Raw genomic sequence first — 18,184 nt, forward strand, 5'->3', positions numbered from 1 at the left:
CACCGCCGACGGACGCACACCCACCGAACGCCACAACTCCGCCAACGACACCATCACCGCGAACAACACCGGCTGCACCACATCCACCCGCTCCAGCGACGGCGCACCCTCGGCCCCACGCAGGACGTCCACCAACGACCAGTCCGTGAACTCCGCCAGAGCATCCCCACACTCATCCATACGCGCCGCAAACACCGGCGAAGCATCCAACAGGCCGACGGCCATACCCACCCACTGCGACCCCTGCCCCGGGAACACAAAGGCCACCTGCCCACCCACGACAGACCCCTGCACCACACCCGGCGCCATACCCTCATCCGCAACCGTCCGCAGACCCGCCAACAACCCCTCGCGGCTCTCACCGACTATCACGGCACGGCGCTCCAGGGCGGACCGGGTGGTGGCGAGCGAGTGGCCGATGTCGACCGGGCGGAGGTCCGCATCGGCCTCCAGAGCGGCGGCGAGTTTCGCGGCCTGGTCGCGCAGCGCGGCCGGGCTCTTCCCGGACAGCACCCACGGCAGCACGCCGGGCTTCCGTGTCGGCTCCTCGGCGGGGGCGGGGTCCTCGGCCGGGGCCTGTTCGAGGATGACGTGCGCGTTGGTGCCGCTGAAGCCGAAGGCGGAGACGCCCGCGCGGCGGGGCCGCCCGGTCTCCGGCCAGGTCGTCGCCTCCCGTACCAGGCTCACGGAGCCTGCCGACCAGTCGATGTGCGGGGACGGCTCGGCTATGTGCAGCGACTCGGGCACCGTGCCGTGCCGCATGGCGAGCACCATCTTCATCACGCCCGCGATGCCCGCCGCGCCCTGAGTGTGGCCGATGTTGGACTTCACCGAACCGAGCAGCAGCGGCTGGTCGGCGGGACGCTCCTTGCCGTAGGTGGCCAGCAGGGCCTGCGCCTCGATCGGGTCGCCGAGTGCGGTTCCGGTGCCGTGCGCCTCGACGACGTCGACGTCGGTGGTGGAGAGCCTGGCGTTGGCCAGGGCGCGCCGGATGACGCGCTGCTGGGACGGGCCGTTGGGGGCCGTGAGGCCGTTGCTCGCACCGTCCTGGTTGATCGCGCTGCCGCGCACGACGGCCAGCACCGGGTGGCCGTTCTTCCGCGCGTCGGACAGCCGCTCCAGGAGCAGCACACCGATGCCCTCGGCCGGTCCGAAGCCGTCGGCGTCCGCGGAGAACGCCTTGCAGCGGCCGTCCTCGGACAGTCCGCGCTGTCGGCTGAACTCGACGAACAGGCCGGGCGTGGACATCACGTGGACGCCGCCGGCCAGGGCCAGCGAGCACTCGCCCAGCCGCAGGGCCTGGACGGCCAGGTGCAGGGCGACCAGCGACGCCGAGCAGGCCGTGTCGACGGTGACCGCCGGGCCCTCCAGCCCGAAGACGTAGCTGACCCGGCCGGAGAGGACGCTGGAGGAGTTGCCGGTGCCCAGGTGCCCGCCGAAGTCCTCCGCGGCCTCCAGCGCCACCGACAGGTAGTCGGAGGCGTTGGTGCCGGCGAACACACCTGTCTGGCTGCCGCGCATCGAGGTCGGGTCGATACCGGCCCGCTCGAACGCCTCCCATCCGGTCTCCAGCAGCAGCCGCTGCTGCGGGTCCATGGCCAGTGCCTCGCGCGGGGAGATCCCGAAGAACGCAGGGTCGAACCGGGTGGCGTCGCCGAGAAACCCGCCCTCGCGGGTGTAGGTGGTGTCCGGGGTGTCCGGGTCCGAGTCGAAGAGGTTCTGCAGGTCCCAGCCGCGGTCGTCGGGGAATTCCGCCACCGCGTCCCCACCTGCGGCGAGCAGCCGCCACAGTTCCTCGGGGGTACGGATGTCTCCGGGGAACCGGCAGCTCATGGCCACGATGGCGATCGGCTCGCGGGCCTGGTCCTCGATTCCCTGGAGGCGCCGGTACGCCTCGTCGAGGTCGGTGGTGACCTTCTTCAGATATTCGCGGAGCTTTGCTTCATTCGCCATGGGGCGCGTCCTCTTCGCATGCGGTGGATCGTCGGGGTGGTCGGTGGGGGTGGTGCTGCCGCGCGTACGGCCGCCGAGTTTCCCCGGGATTTCTCGGCGGCCCGTCGCGCTACCGGCTTTCTCGGTTTCTCAGCCCTTTCCGAACCTCTTGTCGATGAAGTCGAAGAGTTCGTCGTCGCTGGCCTCTTCGAGGGCGCCCGCCCCGGCGGTGTCCTCCGTGGCGGTCCGGACGTCGTTCCACTTCGTCAGGAGCGATTGCAGGCGCACCGCGATGCGGTCGTGTTCGGCCTCGCTCTCGGCCACCGCCGCCAGGTCCTCCGGAGCCAGTGCGGACAGGGTGTTCTCCAGTCGCTCCAGCTCGTCCAGGACAAAGTGCCCTGCCGTCGCCTCCTCGGGCGCCACCTCGACCAGCAGCTGGTGCGCGAGCGCCGACGGGGTCGGGTAGTCGTAGACCAGTGTCGCCGAAAGCCTCAGCCCGCTCGCCTCGTTGAGGCGGTTGCGCAGTTCCACGGCGGTCAGCGAGTCGAAGCCGAGTTCCTTGAACGCCTGCTCGGCTCCCACCTGGTCCGGGGACGCGTAGCCCAGCACAGCAGCCACCTGACGGCACACCAGATCCAGGACCGTACGCCGCTGTTCGGCGTCGGAGAGTCCGGCGAGCCGCGCGGTCAGCGTCTCGGCACCGGTCTCCTCCACCACGGTGGCACGGCCCGACTGCGCGGCCCGGCGGGCGGTGACACGTACCAGACCGCGGTAGAGCGGCTGGAGTTCCCCGGTGGCGGCGTTGGCACGCAGCGCGGCCAGGTCCAGCCGTACCGGCACCAGCACCGGTTCGTCGGCCTCGCGGGCCGTGTCGAACAGGGCGAGGCCCTCCGTCGCGGACAGCGGCAGCACGCCGCCTCGTGCCGACCTGCCGAGATCGGCGGCGCCGAGCGTACCGGCCATGCCGCGTTCCTCGGCCCACATGCCCCAGACGAGGGACACGGCGGCCAGACCGCGGGCCCGGCGGTGGCGGGCCAGGGCGTCCAGGAAGACGTTGGCCGCCGAGTAGCTGCCCTGTCCGGGACTTCCCAGGGTGCCGGCCGCCGCCGAGTACAGCACGAAGGCGGACAGGTCCAGGTCCCGGGTCAGTTCGTGCAGGTTCACGGCTGCGTCGACCTTGGGTGCGAGCACCCGGTCCACCCGTTCCGGTGTCAGCAGGTCGATGATGCCGTCGTCGAGCACGCCCGCGGTGTGCACCACGGCCGTCAGCGGGTGTTCGGCGGGGACGCTCGCCAGCAGAGTGGCGAGTGCCGTCCGGTCCGAGGCGTCGCAGGCGGCCACGGTGGCCTCGGCGCCCAGCGCACGGAGTTCGCCGGTCAGTTCCGTCATGCCCTCGGCGGCCGGGCCGCGCCTGCTGACGAGCAGCAGGTGGCGTGCGCCGTGCTCGGTGACCAGGTGCCGGGCCAGCAGGCGTCCCAGACCGCCGGTGGCGCCGGTGATCAGGACGGTGCCCTCGGGATCGATGGGCTTCGCGCGCCCCGCCCCCTTCTCGGTCCCGGTCCGGGCCAGTCGCGGCGCGTACGCGGTGCCGGCGCGGAGCGCCAGTTCCGGTTCGTCCGAGGCCAGTGCGCCCGGGATGGCCGCGAGCGACGCGTCGCCGTCCACGTCCAGCAACAGGAACTGTCCGGGGTTCTCCGCCTGCGCGGCCCTCATCAGACCCCAGACCGGTGCGTTCACCAGGTCGGTGACGTCCGCGTCGTCGGCTGCGGCAACTGCGCCCCGGGTGACGACCACCAGTCGGGCGGTGCCCGGCCGTCCACCGTTCAGCCACTCCTGGAGCACGCCCAGGGTGCGGTGGGTGGCGGCGTGGACGGCCCCGGCGAGGTCGCCGTCGGGCAGGTCGCCGGAGGCGGGCGGTACCGGCAGCAGCACCGTGCCGGGCACGGTGCCGCCCGCGGCGACGGCCGCGTTCAGCGCCGCGAGGTCCTCATACGTCTCGGCGTGCACCCCGGCGGCTTCCAGCGCGACGACAGGCTTGAGCTCATCGTCTCCGCCGATGACGGCGACGAACTCGGACGAGATCGCCGAAGACGCGGGCAGTGCGGTCCAGTCGACACGGAACAGCGCATCGTTGTGCCCGGTCCCGGTGTCCGTCGCACCGGCGATCCGGTCCGGGTCCACCGGCCGGACGGCCAGTGCGTCGACCGTCGCGACGAGCGAACCCGCCGTGTCGGCCACCACCACCGAGACCGTACCGTCCGCGGCGGCGTCGGCGACCGGCGCCAGCCGCACCCGCAGCGCGTCCGCGCCGATCGCGCGCACGCTCACTCCGCGCCACGAGTCCGCCAGTGCGGGACCGTCCGCGTCCGCCGCCAGGAGCACCAGCGGTTGGAGTGCGGCGTCCAGCAGTGCCGGGTGCAGCGCGAAGCGTGTGGCCTCCGGCTGCCGCTCCGCCGCGATCCGCACCTCGGCGAAGAGTTCCGCACCACGTCGCCAGACGCGCTCCAGGCCCTGGAAGGCCGGGCCGTGCAGCAGACCGGTGTGTGCCAGTCGGCCGTAGACCTGGTCGACCGCCACGGGCTGTGCGTCGGCGGGCGGCCAGGCCGACAGCTCGGCCGGGTCCGCGGGGTTCGGCACGAACTCGCCGGTGGCCAGCAGGCCACTGGCGTGCCGGGTCCACGGCCGGTCCGACCGCTCCGGGCGGGAGTGGACGGCCAGCGTGCGGCAGCCTGCGTCGTCCGGCTCGCCGACCGACACCCGCAGGTGCACGCCGCCTCGTTCCGGAAGGACCAGCGGTGCTTCCAGGTCCAGCTGTTCCAGCAGCTCGCAGCCGGCCCGGTCGCCGGCACGAACCGCCAGTTCGACGAAGGCCGTGGCGGGCACCACCACCGTGTCCCCGACCATGTGGTCGGCCAGCCAGCCGTGCGAGCGGAGCGAGAGCCTGCCCGAGAAGAGGAACGCATCCGAGTCGGGCAACTCCACCGCGGCACCCAGCAGGGGGTGGTCGGCGGTGCCGAGCCCCATCGAGGCGTACTCGTCGAGGTTCAGCAGGGCGTCGGCCCAGTAGTGCTGGTGCTGGAAGGCATACGTCGGCAGGTCCACGCGGCGCGCACCCGTACCGGCGAAGAACGCCTCCCAGTCGGGGGCCGTGCCGCGGGCGAACAACCGTGCCAGCGCGTCCGTCGCCGCTCGCGCCTCCGGCCTGCCCGTACGCAGCACCGGCATGAGCGCGGCGCGGCCGGGATCGGCGAGGCAGTCCTGTGCCATGGCGGTGAGCACACCGTCCGGGCCCAACTCGACGAAGGTGGTGACGCCTTCGGCCTCCAGAGTGCGGATGCCGTCGAGGAAGCGAACGGCGTCACGGACGTGCCGCACCCAGAACTCCGCGGTGCTGATCTCCTCGGCGGAGACGACGGCACCGGTCAGGTTCGACACGATCGGGATGCGCGGCGCCTCGTACGCGATGCTCTCCGCAACCTCACGGAACGCATCCAACATCCCGTCCATGCACGGCGAGTGGAAGGCATGACTAACCGTCAGGCGCTTGGTCTTGCGGCCCTGCGCCTCGAAACCGGCAGCAATCTCCAGCGCCGCATCCTCGTCACCCGCGACCACGACCGACTGCGGACCGTTCAGCGCGGCAATGCTCACACCCTCGACCAGCAGCGGCAGCACCTCCTCCTCCGATGCCTGCACCGCCACCATCGCGCCACCGGCCGGGAGTTCCTGCATCAACCGGCCACGCGCAGCAACCAGCTTCGCCGCATCCGCCAGCGACAACACACCCGCCACATGCGCGGCAGCCAGCTCACCGATCGAATGACCCGACAGGAAGTCCGGCCGCAGACCCCACGCCTCCACCAGACGGAACAACGCCACCTCGACCGCGAACAACGCAGGCTGAGTGAAACCCGTCCGGTTCAGGGTGTCGGCGTCATCGCCGAACACCACAGCCTTCAACGGACGGTCGAGGTACGCGTCCAGATGCGCGCAGACCTCGTCCAGCGCATCGGCGAACACCGGCTGGGCGTCGTAGAGTTCGCGGCCCATGCCGAGCCGCTGGCTGCCCTGTCCGGTGAAGAGGAACGCCACCTTGCCGGTCGTCACCGTTCCCTGGACCGGGCCCGGCGCAGCCGTTCCCACCGACTCGCCGTGTGCGAGTGCCGCCAGACCGCGCAGTAGCCCGTCCCGGTCCTCGGCGGCCAGCACGGCCCGGTGGTCCAGTGCGGTGCGGGTCGTGGCCAGCGAGTACGCGACATCCACCGCGTTCGTCTCCGGCCGGGCCGCGAGGTGTGCCCGCAGTCGCTCGGCCTGGCCGCGCAGCGCGGCCTCGGACTTGCCCGACAGCACCAACGGCACGGACGTCGGCTCCGCCACCGGGGCGGCAGGCCGGGCCGGGGTCGGCTCGGGTGCCTGCTCCAGCACGGTGTGCGCGTTGGTGCCGCTGATGCCGAAGGCGGAGACCGCTGCGCGGCGGGGGCGGCCGGTCTCCGGCCACTCGACCGGCTCGGTCAGCAGCGAGACGGCGCCCGTCGACCAGTCGACGTGCGGGGTCGGCTCGTCGACGTGGAGCGTCTGCGGGAGCACCCCGTGCTGGAGCGCCAGCACCATCTTCATCACACCCGCGACACCGGCCGCGGCCTGCGTGTGTCCGATGTTCGACTTGATGGAGCCGAGGTGGAGCGGCCGGTCGGCCGGGCGGTCCTGGCCGTAGGTGGCCAGCAGCGCCTGCGCCTCGATCGGGTCACCGAGGGTCGTGCCGGTGCCGTGCGCCTCGACCGCGTCCACCTCGGACGCCGACAGACCGGCGTTGGCGAGGGCCTGCCGGATGACGCGCTGCTGCGACGGGCCGTTCGGCGCCGTCAGGCCGTTGCTCGCGCCGTCCTGGTTGATCGCCGAGCCGCGCACGACCGCGAGGACCGGGTGGCCGTTCCTCCGGGCGTCCGACAGCCGCTCCACGAGCAGCATGCCGACACCCTCGCCCCAGCCCGTGCCATCCGCACCGGCCGCGAACGCCTTGATCCGGCCATCCGCCGCCAGACCACGCTGCTTGCTGAACTCCACGAAGGAACCCGGGGTGGACATCACGGTCACACCACCGGCAAGGGCGAGCGAGCAATCGCCCTGGCGCAGTGCCTGAATGGCCCAGTGCAGCGCCACCAGCGACGACGAACACGCAGTGTCGACCGTGACCGCCGGACCCTCCAGCCCCAACGCGTAGGACACCCGGCCCGACATCACACTCGCCGCGTTGCCGGTGCCCATGAAGCCGTCGCCGCCGTCGGACGAGTTGAGGACCAGGGACATGTAGTCCTGGCCGTTGGTACCGGTGAAGACGCCGACCTGCTGACCGCGCAGAGTGGCCGGGTCGATACCGGCCCGCTCGAACGCCTCCCACGACGTCTCCAGCAGCAGCCGCTGCTGCGGGTCCATCGCGACGGCCTCACGCGGCGAGATGCCGAAGAAGGCTGCGTCGAAGGCCCCGGCGTCCGTCAGGAAGCCGCCCTCACGGACATAGCTGGTGTTCTCGCCGTCGGACTCCGGGTCGTACAACCCCTCGACGTCCCAGCCGCGGTCGGCCGGGAAGCCGGTGACCGCGTCCCGCCCGGAGGCCAGCAACTGCCACAGCTCCTCGGGCGTCCGGACGCCGCTGGGGAAACGACAGCTCATCGCGACGATCGCGATCGGGTCGTCGGCCACGGCCACCGCCGGGGCGGCCGGACCCGTGACCGGTGCGCTCTCCTCGCCCAGGACCTCGGTCCGCAGGTGGTCGGCGAGCGCCGTGGACGACGGGTAGTCGTAGACCAGCGTGGGCGGCAGCCTCAGGCCGGTCACGGAGTTCAGCCGGTTGCGCAGTTCGACGGCGGTCAGCGAGTCGAAGCCCAACTCCTTGAACGCCCGGTCGGCCTCGACCGCCTCCGCGTCGGCGTGGCCCAGCACGTCCGCCACCGCGGCGCGCACCAGATCCAGCAGCGCCCGTTCGGCCTCGGCCGCCGACAGTCCCGCCAGCCGCTGGGCCAGGGGGGCATCGGTGTCGGCACCCGTTGTGCCGGACGTCCCGACGGACGCGGCCTCCATGGCCTCTCGTGCCTCGGGCAGTTCCCGCAGCAGGGCGCTCGGCCGCGAGGCCGTGAAGCCCGGCGCGAGCCGTGCCCAGTCGATGTCCGCGACGGTCACCGCGCTCTCGTCCAGGTCCAGCACCCGTTGCAGAGCGGCGATCGCCCGACCGGCGTCCATCGGCGGCAGGCCGGCTCGGCGCATGCGCTGCTCCAGCGCATCGTCGGCGGCCATGCCCCCCTCGGCCCACGGGCCCCAGGCGATGGAGGTCGCCGGCAGCCCCTCGGCCCGGCGCAGCTCGGCCAGCGCGTCCAGGAAGGCGTTCGCGGCGGCGTAGTTCCCCTGCCCCGCGGCGCCCATGGATCCGGCGATCGAGGAGAAGAGCACGAACGCGGAAAGGTCCAGCTCACGCGTCAGCTCGTGCAGAGCGGTCGCCGCGTCCGCCTTCGCGCGCAGGACGTTACGGATGCGCTCGGGGGTGAGCGCGTCCAGCACACCATCGTCCAGCACACCGGCCGCATGGACCACTGCCGTCAGCGGGGACTCCTCCGGCAGCCCGGCCAGCAGTCCGGCCAGGGCGTCGCGGTCGGCAACGTCGCAGGCGGCGACGGTGACCCGGGCCCCGCGTCCGGTGAGTTCCTCGCACAGCTCGGACGCGCCCGGCGCGTCCGGGCCGCGACGGCTGGTCAGGACGAGATGCTCGGCGCCCCGGTCCACCAGCCAGCGCGCGACCTGCGCGCCCAGCGCCCCCGTGCCGCCGGTGACCAGGACGGTCCCGGCCCCCGGCTGCCAGGTGTGCCCCGTGCTCGCCGGCGCCGCACCGCGGATCAGCCGCCGTCCGAAGACTCCGGAGGAACGGACCGCTACCTGGTCCTCGCCGCTGCGGCCCGACAGCACCCCGGCCACTCGTGCCAGCGCCCGGTCGTCCGCAGATTCCGGCAGGTCGACCAGACCGCCCCACCGCTCCGGATGCTCCAGCGCGGCAACCCGGCCCAGCCCCCAGCTCTGCGCCTGCCACGGATCGACGGCCTTGTCCGACCGGCCGATCGACACCGCACCGCGCGTCGCGACCCACAGCGGGGCACCGACTTGCGCGTCGCCCAGTGCCTGGACCAGCGCGGCCGTCAGCAGCAGCCCCTCGGCGCCCTCGACGGCCAGCAGCGAGAACACACCCGCCACCGCGCCGTCGCCCGCCACCGCGCGCAGCCGCGCGGCCATCACGGAACGGTCGTCCTCGGCGCCGAACCCGATGACCTCGGCCCCGGCACCACGTGCCGACAACGCCCGGACGACGCCCTCGGTCCATGTCTCGTCGGCCCGACTCGCGGAGGTGACGACCAGCCAGCGACCGTTCGGCGCACTCTCCGCGTGCACGGTCACCGGCTTCCACGACACCTGGTAGCGCCAGGCGTCGACGGTCGACCGCTCGGTCTGCCGACGCCGCCACGAGGACAGCATGGGCAGGACGGTGCCCAACGAGGAGAGCTCGTCGGCGTTCTCGGAATGCAGCGTGCCCGCGAGAGCCTCCAGGTCCTCGCGTTCCACGGCCTCCCAGAACCGCGTGTCCACCGCGTCCGCGGTCGGCGCGCCGCTCCGGGTCCGCTCCTCGGGGTTCTCCACCCAGTAGCGCTGTCGCTGGAACGCATAGGTCGGCAGGTCCACCTGCCGCACGCCGGTCCCCGCGAAGTACGCCCGCCAGTCCGGGGCGGAGCCCAGGACGTGAAGCGCCGCCAGCGCACCGGTCACCGACTCCGTCTCGGCACGTCCCTTGCGCAGCGCGGGGACGAACACCGCGCCCTCACCGGTGACGCAGTCCTGTGCCATGGCGGTGAGCACACCGTCCGGGCCCAACTCGACGAAGGTGGTGACGCCTTCGGCCTCCAGAGTGCGGATGCCGTCGAGGAAGCGAACGGCGTCACGGACGTGCCGCACCCAGAACTCCGCGGTGCTGATCTCCTCGGCGGAGACGACGGCACCGGTCAGGTTCGACACGATCGGGATACGCGGCGCCTCGTACGCGATGCTCTCCGCGACCTCACGGAACGCATCCAACATCCCGTCCATACGCGGCGAATGGAACGCGTGCGAAACCGTCAGCCGCTTCGTCTTACGGCCCTGCGCCTCGAAACCGGCAGCAATCGCCTCGGCGGCGTCCTCATCGCCCGCGACCACGACCGACTGCGGACCGTTCAGCGCGGCAATGCTCACACCCCCGGTCAGCAGCGGCAGCACCTCCTCCTCCGACGCCTGCACCGCCACCATCGCACCACCGGCAGGCAGCTCCTGCATGAGGCGACCACGGGCCGCCACCAGCTTCGCCGCATCCGCCAGCGACAACACACCCGCCACATGCGCGGCAGCCAGCTCACCGATCGAATGACCCGACAGGAAGTCCGGACGCAGACCCCACGCCTCCACCAGACGGAACAACGCCACCTCGACCGCGAACAACGCAGGCTGAGTGAACCCCGTCCGGTTCAACACATCGGCGTCATCACCGAACACCACAACCTTCAGAGGCTGTTCGAGATGCCGGTCCAACTCGTCGCAGACCGCGTCCAGCGCCTGAGCGAACACGGGGAACGTCTCGTACAGCTCACGCCCCATGCCCAGTCGCTGGCTGCCCTGCCCCGTGAAGAGGAAGGCGGTCCTGCCCCCGGTGGCCATGCCCGTGGTGAGGCCGGCGGCGGTGGTGCCGTGCGCCAGCGCCTCCAGGCTCGTGCGGAATCCGGCGTGGTCGTCGGCGACGACCACCGCACGGCGCTCCAGCGCCGTCCGGCCGACTGCCAGCGAGTAGGCCACATCGGCGGTGTCGAGCGCGGTGTTCGAGGCGAGGTGGGCAAGCAGCCGCTCGGCCTGGCCGCGCAGGGCGGCCTCGGACTTGCCCGACAGCACCCACGGCACCGCCATCGGCAGCGGCTTCTTCACCGGAGCGCCAGCGGGCCGCGCGGAAACCGGCGCGGGTGCCTGCTCCAGGATGGTGTGGGCGTTGGTGCCGCTCACACCGAAGGAGGAGACCGCCGCCCGGCGCACCCGGCCGGTCTCCGGCCAGGCCCGTGCCTCGGTCAGCAACTCGATGTCGCCGGCCGCCCAGTCGACGTGCGGCGAGGGCTCGTCGATGTGCAGGGACTGCGGCAGCACGCCGTGGCGCATCGCCATGACCATCTTGATGATGCCGCCGACACCGGCCGCGGCCTGGGTGTGACCGATGTTGGACTTCAGCGAGCCCAGCCACAACGGCAGGCCCTCCAGCCGCTCCTGACCATAGGTGGCCAGCAGCGCCTGCGCCTCGATCGGGTCACCCAGCGTCGTGCCGGTGCCGTGCGCCTCCACGACGTCGACCTCGGCGGCGGGAACGCCCGCGTCGGCCAGCGCCGCGCGGATGACGCGCTGCTGGGACGGGCCGTTGGGCGCTGTCAGGCCGTTGCTCGCACCGTCCTGGTTCACCGCGCTGCCGCGCACCACGGCGAGCACTTCGTGCCCGTTCTTCCGGGCGTCGGAGAGGCGTTCCACGAGGAGCATGCCCGCTCCCTCGGACCAGCCGGTGCCGTCCGCCGACGCGGCGAAGGACTTGCACCGGCCGTCCGTCGACAGGCCCTGCTGGCGGCTGAAGTCGATGAAGGTGTCCGGGGTGGCCATGACGGTCACACCACCGGCCAGCGCCATCGTGCACTCGCCGTTGCGCAGTGCCTGGGCGGCGAGGTGCAGGGCGACCAGCGACGAGGAGCAGGCGGTGTCGATGGTGACCGCCGGGCCCTCCAGCCCGAAGGTGTACGACACCCGGCCGGAGGCGACACTGCCTGCGGCTCCGGTGCCCAGGTAACCCTCCAGGTCCTCCGGGACCGCTGTGAGCCGCGTGAGGTAGTCGTGGTACATGACGCCCGCGAACACACCGGTCCTGCTGCCGCGCACCGAGGCCGGGTCGATGCCCGCCCGCTCGAACGCCTCCCAGGACGTCTCCAGCAGCAGCCGCTGCTGCGGGTCCATGGCCAGCGCCTCGCGCGGGTTGATCCCGAAGAAGTCCGCGTCGAACTCGGCTGCGTCGTGCAGGAAGCCGCCCTCGATGGTGGAGCTGGTGCCGGACTGCCCGGGGGTGTCGCCGTGCAGCCCTTCCAGGTCCCAGCCGCGGTCGGCGGGGAAGCCGGAGATGGCGTCCACCGATCCCAGGACGAGCTGCCACAGCTCCTCGGGGCTGGTGACACCGCCCGGGTAGCGGCAGCTCATGCCGACGATCGCGATCGGCTCGTCGTCGCCGACGGCGACGGGGGTCGCCGGGACCGCGGTCACGACCTCTTCCCCGACCAGCTCGGTGCGCAGGTGGCGGGCGAGGACGGTCGGGTCCGGGTAGTCGAAGACGAGAGTGGCCGAAAGCCGCAGCCCCGTCACCGCGTTCAGCTGATTGCGCAGCTCGACAGCGGTCAGCGAATCGAAGCCCAGCTCCTTGAACGCCCGGCCCGAACCGATCGTCTCCCCACTCGCATAACCGAGCACCGCGGCAACCTGACCACGGACCAGATCCAGCAGCACCCGCTCCTGCTCCGCCGGACTCAGCCCGGTCAGCCGCTGCACCAGACCCGACTCCCCCGCACCCGCCGCGACGGCATCCACCGCACGACGGGCCGGAACCCGGACCAGACCACGCAACAACGGCGAGATGGGGCCGGCCGCGGCCTGCGTGCGCAGCGCCGCGATGTCCAGCCGCATCGGCACCAGCGTCGCATCGCCCGTCTCCAGGGCGGCGTCGAAGAGTCGCAGCCCGTCCGTGACGGACAGCGGCGGCACCCCTGCGCGCCGCATCCTGCTGATGTCGGCCTCGTCCAGGGTGTCGCCCATACCGCCACCGGCCCACAGCCCCCAGGCCAGCGCAGTCGCCGCAAGCCCGGCCGCGGCACGATGCTGGACGAGAGCGTCCAGGAAGGCGTTGGCGGCGGCGTAGTTGCCCTGTCCGGGACCACCGAAGACACCGGCCGCCGAGGAGAACACCACGAACGCCGTCAGGTCCAGCTCACGCGTCAGCTCGTGCAGGTTCCACGCAGCGTCCACCTTCGGACGGAATACGTGCGCCAGCCGCTCCGGCGTCAACGAGCCGATGGTGGCGTCGTCGAGCACACCTGCGGTGTGCACCACCGCGGTCAACGGGTGCTCGCCCGGAACCGCGGCGAGCACAGCGGCCAGCCCGTCCCGGTCGGCCACATCACACGCCGCCCAGGTCACCACCGCACCCGACTCCGCCAGCTCGGCCGCGAGCTCCGCCGCACCCGGCGCCCCACCACCACGCCGACTCACCAACAACAGATGCCGCACACCGTGCTCGGCAACCAGATGCCGGGCGAACAGACCGCCCAGCGAACCACTGGCACCGGTCACCAGCACTGTGCCGTCCGGGTTCAGGACAGCGGCGTCGGCTTCGGTGTGGTCCGTCGAGACCGCGCGGGCCATTCGCGGCGTCTTGAGGACGCCCTCCCGCACCGCGATCTCGGGCTCGCCGCTCGCCAGGGCGGCGGGCAGCGCACCGAGCGAGTCGGCGTGACCGTCGAGGTCGACAAGGACGAAGCGGTCCGGGTTCTCCGACTGCGCCGAGCGCAGCAGCCCCCGTACGGCGGCACCCGCCAGGTCGTCCACCGGCGCACCGACCTCGGTGGCGACGGCACCCGACGTCAGTACCACCAGACGGGAGTCGGCGAAGCGCTCGTCCGCCGACCATGTCTGGACGAGGGCGAGGGCCTCGGCACCGGCCCGGTGGGTCGCGGCTGCCGCGTCCTCGTCGTCGGTCCCGGTGGACGGGGAGACGAGAACGAAGTCCGGGGTCCGGGCGCCGGCTTCGACCGCACGGACGAGGTCGTCGTACGAGTCGTGCGCCGGGATGTTCTCACCGATGCCGGGACCCGCCGAGCCCAGAACCGCCCAACCGCTCGCGGAGGCATCCCCCGAAGCGGGCGTGAGGTCGGCCCATTCCATGCGGAACAGCGAGTCGTGATGTGTCGTCCGCGCGCTGCGCAGCTGCTCGGCCGACACCGGGCGCAGTGCGAGCGATGCCACGGTGGCGACCGGTGCGCCGGTCGCGTCCGCGATCTCCAGCCGCACGCCGTCACCGTGCGTCGCGGCCATCCGGACGCGCAGGCTTGAGGCGCCGCCTGCATGCAGCGACACCCCGGCCCAGGCGAACGGCAGTCGGCCCTGGGTTTCCGTACCGCCCAGGCCGCCGAGGCCCAGCGCATGCAGTGCGGAGTCCAGCAGTGCCGGGTGCAGGCCGAAGCGGCTCGCCTCCTCCCGGGTCTCCTCGGGCAGCAGCACCTCGGCGAAGATCTCGCCGTCCCGCCGCCACGCCCTGCGCAGGCCCTGGAAGGCGGTGCCGTACGCGAAGCCGACGTCCAGCAGGTGCGCGTAACGGTCCTCGACCGGCACCTCGACCGCGTCCGCCGGAGGCCAGGCGTTCAGCTCGAACATCGGCGCCGACAGGTCGGCCGCGGCAGCCAGCACACCGCTGGCGTGCCTGGTCCACGGCTCCTCGGCCGCAAGGGTTTCCGGGCGGGAGTGGAAGGCCAGCGGGCGTCGGCCGGATTCATCGGCCGCGCCGACCCACAACCGCAGCTGGATTCCGCCCTGTTCGGGCAGGACCAGCGGTGCTTCGAGTGTCAGCTCTTCGAGGTGCTCGCAACCGACCTGGTCTCCGGCCCGGATCGCGAGTTCCACGAACGCCGTGCCCGGCAGCAGGACCGTGTCCATGATGGTGTGGTCGGCCAGCCACGGCTGGGTGGACAGCGCCAGCCGACCGGTGAAGAGCATCCCGTCGTCGTTGGGCAGCTCGGCGCTCGCCCCGAGCAGCGGGTGCCCGGGGTGGGCGAGTCCCACGGCCGCGACGTCGCCGAGGTACAGCGAGGACACCTTCGGCCAGTAGCGCTCGCGCTGGAAGGGATACGTGGGCAGCTCGATCCGCGCGGCACCTGCGCCCGCGTAGTACGCCGCCCAGTCCACCTTCACACCGCGTACATGCGCCCGCGCCAACGCGCCGACCAGCGACTCCGCCTCACCACGTCCCTTGCGCAGCGCGGCGGCGAACACCGCATCCTCTCCGGTGACGCAGTCCTGTGCCATGGCCGCGAGCACACCGTCGGGACCGAGTTCGACGAATGTCGTGACGTTCTGCGCCTCCAGGATGCGGATGCCGTCCAGGAAGCGGACCGCCTCGCGGACGTGCCGCACCCAGAAGTCCGCAGTGGTGATCTCCTCCACGGAGACCAGGTCCCCGGTCAGGTTCGACACGATCGGAATACGCGGCGCCTTGTACGCGATGCTCTCCGCGACCTCGCGGAACGCGTCCAGCATCCCGTCCATGCGCGGCGAGTGGAAGGCATGACTGACCGTCAAACGCTTGGTCTTGCGGCCCTGCGCCTCGAAACCGGCGGCGATCGCTTCGGCGGCGTCCTCGTCGCCCGCGATCACGACCGACTGCGGACCGTTCAGCGCGGCAATGCTCACACCCTCGACCAGCAGCGGCAGCACCTCGTCCTCGGATGCCTGCACCGCCACCATCGCGCCACCGGCCGGCAGCTCCTGCATCAACCGGCCACGCGCAGCAACCAGCTTCGCCGCATCCGCCAGCGACAACACACCCGCCACATGCGCAGCGGCCAGCTCACCGATCGAATGACCCGACAGGAAATCAGGCCGCAGGCCCCATGCCTCGACGAGACGGAACAACGCCACCTCGACCGCGAACAACGCGGGCTGCGTGAACCCCGTCCGGTCCAGCGCCTCGGCGTCATCACCGAACAGCACAACCTTCAGAGGCTGTTCGAGATGCCGGTCCAACTCGTCGCAGACCGCGTCCAGCGCCTGAGCGAATACAGGGAACGCGGCATACAGCTCACGCCCCATGCCCAGCCGCTGACTCCCCTGCCCCGTGAACAGGAACGCCGACTTGCCACTGACCACCGTGCCCTCGACGAGCCCGGTCGTGCCGCGGCCCTCGGCCAGCGCCTCCAGGCCGGCCAGCAGACCGGCCCTGTCCTCGGCGACGAGCGCGGCCCGCTCCTCGAAGACCGCCCGGTGCGCGGCCAGGGAGTAGCCGACGTCCGTCGGCGCCGTGTCCGGTTCGGCGGTCAGATGCGCACGCAGCTGTTCGGCCTGCGCCCGCAGCCCGTCGGTGGTGCGGGCGGACAGGACCACCGGCAGCACCGCCGGGGACACGCCCGGCTCCGGTGCGCTTTCCGAGGTCTCCTCGGACGGCGCCTGCTCCACGATGGCGTGGGCGTTGGTGCCGCTGAAGCCGAAGGAGGAAATGCCTGCCCGGCGGGGACGGCCGGTCTCCGGCCACTGCACCGACTCGGTCAGCAGGGCGATGTCACCCGCCGACCAGTCGACGTGCGGGGTCGGCTCGTCGACGTGCAGGGTCTGCGGCAGCACACCGTGCTGCATGGCGAGCACCATCTTCATCACACCCGCGACACCGGCCGCGGCCTGCGTGTGACCGATGTTCGACTTGATGGAGCCGAGGAACAGCGGACGGTCCTCGGAGCGGTCCTGGCCGTAGGTGGCCAGCAGCGCCTGCGCCTCGATCGGGTCACCCAGCTTCGTGCCCGTGCCATGGGCCTCGACCGCGTCCACGTCCGTTGCCGACAGTCCGGCGGTGGCCAGGGCCTGCCGGATCACTCGCTGCTGGGACGGGCCGTTCGGCGCCGTCAGGCCGTTGCTCGCACCGTCCTGGTTCACCGCCGTACCACGCACGACCGCCAGCACGGGGTGGCCGTTCCTCCGCGCGTCGGACAGCCGCTCGACGAGCAGCATGCCGACGCCCTCGCCCCAGCCCGTGCCGTCCGCACCGGCCGCGAACGCCTTGATCCGCCCGTCCGCCGCCAGACCGCGCTGACGGCTGAAGTCGACGAACACGCCGGGCGTGGACATCACGGTCACACCACCGGCCAGGGCCAGCGAGCACTCGCCGTTGTGCAGCGCCTGGATGGCGGAGTGCAGGGCGACGAGCGAGGAGGAGCAGGCGGTGTCGATGGTGACGGCCGGGCCCTCCAGCCCGAAGGTGTAGGCGAGCCGGCCGGAGATCACGCTTGCCGCGTTGCCCGTGCCCATGTGGCCTTCGAGGCCCTCCGAGCCGTTGAGCAGCAGCGACAGGTAGTCCTGGCCATTGGTGCCGACGAAGACACCGGCGTGGCTGCCGCGCAGTGTGGCCGGGTCGATACCGGCCCGTTCGAATGCCTCCCAGGAGGTCTCCAGCAGCAGTCGCTGCTGCGGGTCCATGGCGAGGGCCTCGCGCGGCGAGATCCCGAAGAAGGTGGGATCGAAGTCGGCGACATCGTGCAGGAAGCCGCCTTCGCGGGCGTACGAGGTTCCCTCGACGTCCGGGTCCGGGTTGTAGAGCGTCTCCAGGTCCCAGCCGCGATCGGTGGGCATGCCGGAAACGGCGTCCGTGCCGGCCACGAGCAAGCGCCACAGCTGCTCGGGTGTGTGCACGCCGCCGGGGAAGCGGCAGCTCATCGCGACGATCGCGATCGGGTCGTCGTCGACCGCGGCCGCCATCACCGGGCCGGTGACCGCGGTCTCCTCGCCGAGCAGTTCGGCGAGGAGGTGGTCGGCGAGGACGATCGGGGTGGGGTAGTCGTAGATGAGGGTGGCGGGGAGCCGCAGACCGGTGATGGCGTTGAGGCCGTTGCGCAGTTCGACGGCGGTCAGCGAGTCGAACCCGATCTCGCGGAAGGGGCGGTCGGCCGCGACCTCGTCGATGTGGGCGTGGCCCAGTACCTCGGCGACATGACCCCGTACGAGGTCCAGCAGGAAGGCACCGCGCTCGGACTCGCCGATCGTGACCAGTCGTTGACCGAGCGAGGTCGCCGGTTCCGTGGCCCTCTCGAACGATTCGGAGGCGAGGGAAGCGTGTGCCGCGGCCTGACGCACCTCGGCCAGGTCGGACAGCAGCGGGCTGGGCCGTGCGGCGGTGAAGCCGGGGCCGAAGCGGTCCCAGTCGATGTCCGCGACGGTCACGGTCGTGTCGCCGAGATCCAGAGCCCGCTGCAGAGCATCCATCGCCGACCCGGCATCCATCGGCGGCATACCCGCCCGACGCATCCGCTGCTCCAACACCTCATCCGCAGCCATACCACCCTCGGCCCACGGACCCCACGCCACCGACAACGCCGGCAACCCCTCAGCACGACGCCGCTCGGCCAACGCATCCAAAAACGCA

General features: G+C 72.0%; 2 protein-coding genes. Both read right to left on the reverse strand.

From position 1 onward, the window contains the following. The coding region (locus ACFC79_RS37455) for a type I polyketide synthase (protein WP_376249650.1) at positions 1 to 1,953 on the reverse strand (1,953 nt) is incomplete at its 3' end. A gap of 129 nt (positions 1,954 to 2,082) precedes the next feature. Further along, on the reverse strand, positions 2,083 to 18,184 hold a 16,102-nt coding region (locus tag ACFC79_RS37460), incomplete at its 5' end, for a type I polyketide synthase (protein WP_376249652.1).

Origin of the sequence: Streptomyces sp. NPDC056061, from assembly GCF_042266885.1 — a bacterium.
Classification (GTDB): Bacteria; Actinomycetota; Actinomycetes; order Streptomycetales; family Streptomycetaceae; genus Streptomyces.